This is a genomic window from Magnetospirillum sp. WYHS-4, from assembly GCA_039908345.1.
Taxonomy (GTDB): domain Bacteria; phylum Pseudomonadota; class Alphaproteobacteria; order Rhodospirillales; family GLO-3; genus JAMOBD01.
In genome coordinates this window covers 1-1,908 of the sequence record JAMOBD010000149.1, presented here as the reverse complement: position 1 = coordinate 1,908, position 1,908 = coordinate 1, and the positions used below count along the sequence as shown (strand labels likewise).

Below are 1,908 nucleotides of genomic sequence, written 5' to 3'. Positions count from 1 at the left end.
AGGCGGCCGGACCTGGAGGCGGAGTTCGGCGACACGGCCATCGTCTCGGCCACCGCCGTCTTCGAACTGCGGGTGGCCGAGGTTCCGGCTCCCGTCGCGGGCGATGCCATCGTCCTGGAGGGCGAGACCTACATCGTCCAGGGCGAGCCCCGGCGCGATGCCGGGCGGCTCATCTGGACCATCGATACGCGGCCGGCATGAGACTCGAAGCCGCGCTGGAGGGCGACCTCAAGCGCTTCCTCGCCGACGAACTGAAAGCCGCCGAGGCGGCCGTCACGGCCGGCGTCCGCGCGGCCACCGAGGGCCTCAAGCAGGACCTGCGCCGCCAGATCGTGGGGGCCGGCCTGGGCCAACGCCTCTGGGCCAACGCCTCGCCAGCACCTGGCGGGGCGAGGTCTACCCGAGGGGAGGCCAGAGCCTGCGGGCGGCGGGCTTCGTCTTCAGCAAGGCGCCCGGCATCGTCCGGGCCTATGCGGAGGGCGCCGTGATCCGCTCCCGCCACGGCTACTTCCTCGCCATCCCTACGCCCGCCGCCGGCAAATACGGCGATGGGCGCAAGAAGATCACTCCCGGCGGCTGGGAGCGCCGGCATGGCGCCAAGCTGAGGTTCGTCTTCCGGCGCGGCAGGCCCTCGCTCCTGGTCGCCGAAAAGCGGCGCGCCCGCTCCGGCAAGCGGGGCGGGTTCGGCAAGGCCAGCGAAACGGCGCTGCGTAGTGGACGCGGCTTGGCGACGGTGCCGATGTTCATCCTGGTGCCGCAAGTGACCGTCAGGAAGCGCCTCGCCGTGGCCGGCGCCGCCGACAAATGGATCGCCGAACTGCCCCGCCTCGTGGTCCGCAACTGGCGGGAACCGAGCGGCTAATCGAACAGGTCGGAATGGGTTCCGGTGCGGACGAGCATCACGGTTTCCTCATCCTCGTCCCAGATGAGCAGCCAGTCCGGCTCGATGTGACATTCCCAGCAGGGCGACCAGTCTCCGGACAGGCGGTGCGGTCTGTGTCGCTGGTCGAGGGGCTCGCCGGCAACGATCTTGGCGATGATGCGTTCAAGCTTGTCGCGATCCTTGCCGCGCTTCCTGGCCTTCTTCATATCCCGCTTGAACTGCGTCGAGGTCAGCAGTTCACGCATCGTCGAATTCGGCCATCAGGTCCTTGACGCTGGCGTAGCGGGTCAGGCCTTCCCTGGCCTGCACCTGGCGGATCGCCTCCCGGGTCACCGCATTGGGAATCCGCACCTCGAAGGGCAGGCCATGATGCATGGTCACCTGCTTGTAGAACAGGGTGATGGCCTCGGTCGGCGACAACCCCAACGCCGAGAACACCTTTTCGGCTTCGTGCTTCAAGTCGGGCTCGACGCGAGCGCGGATCATTTCCGTCTTGGACATGGCTAACCTCCAGCTGCACCTGAAACGTACCACAATCGGGATACATATTCAATGCCCACCCGCCGGGAAGAGGTCCTCGCGGCGCTGTACGAGCGCCTGCGGACGATCCCTGATGCCCTCGTCAAACGCGAGGAGCCGCTGCCCGAAAAGGTCCCGGCCGGCGGGCTGGTGATCATGCGCGACGGCGATCCGGGCGAGCCCGAGGTGCTGCTGTCGCCGGTGACCTACCTCTGGCGCCACCGGGCCGAGATCGAGGCCGTGGTGCAGGGGCCGCCCGAGGCCGCCACCGCCGCCCTGGATGCCCTGCTGCTGGAGATCGATGCCGTTCTTGCCGCGGACCGCTCGCTGGGCGGCCTGGTCGACTGGCTCGACTGGGGCGGCCCCCAGACCCGCGACCTTGCGCTGGACGGCGCCGCCGGCATCAAGGCCGCCGTGGTGCCGGTCATCCTCCATTTCGAGACCTTCTCTCCCCTGTCCTGAAGGATCCCCAAGATGGCTCTTGGTTTCGGCGCCAACGCGCGCTT

6 protein-coding genes are annotated in these 1,908 nt (G+C 68.6%); 4 read left to right on the top strand and 2 right to left on the bottom strand.

Translation table 11 applies throughout. The annotated features are described in order from the left end of the window. From H7841_18455 to H7841_18445, 3 genes are all read left to right on the top strand, one after another. Positions 1-201, top strand: a 201-nt coding sequence (locus H7841_18455) for a hypothetical protein (GenBank protein ID MEO5338840.1), incomplete at its 5' end; no start/stop codon positions are given. Continuing rightward, positions 198-488: a DUF6441 family protein gene (locus H7841_18450; GenBank protein ID MEO5338839.1), complete on the top strand. Its 291-nt coding sequence runs from the start codon at positions 198-200 to the stop codon at positions 486-488. The genes H7841_18455 and H7841_18450, both read left to right, overlap by 4 nt. Next, positions 419-862 carry a DUF6441 family protein gene (locus H7841_18445; protein ID MEO5338838.1) on the top strand — a complete coding sequence of 148 codons (444 nt, stop codon included), beginning with the start codon at positions 419-421 and terminating at the stop codon, positions 860-862. Before H7841_18450 ends, H7841_18445 begins: the two co-directional genes overlap by 70 nt. On the opposite strand, the gene H7841_18440 is transcribed toward H7841_18445, so the two are convergent. Beyond that, positions 859-1,128: a type II toxin-antitoxin system YafQ family toxin gene (locus tag H7841_18440; GenBank protein ID MEO5338837.1), complete on the bottom strand. Its 270-nt coding sequence runs from the start codon at positions 1,126-1,128 to the stop codon at positions 859-861. The two genes, H7841_18445 and H7841_18440, sit on opposite strands and share 4 nt — an antisense overlap. Continuing rightward, a complete protein-coding gene (locus H7841_18435) occupies positions 1,121-1,384 on the bottom strand; it encodes a type II toxin-antitoxin system RelB/DinJ family antitoxin (protein ID MEO5338836.1) in 264 nt (87 codons plus the stop codon). The genes H7841_18440 and H7841_18435 overlap by 8 nt, the downstream gene beginning before the upstream one ends. A gap of 51 nt (positions 1,385-1,435) precedes the next feature. Between H7841_18435 and H7841_18430 the strand changes: the two genes are divergently transcribed. Beyond that, a complete protein-coding gene (locus tag H7841_18430) occupies positions 1,436-1,864 on the top strand; it encodes an acyl-CoA transferase (protein ID MEO5338835.1) in 429 nt (142 codons plus the stop codon). Positions 1,865-1,908 lie beyond the last annotated feature (44 nt).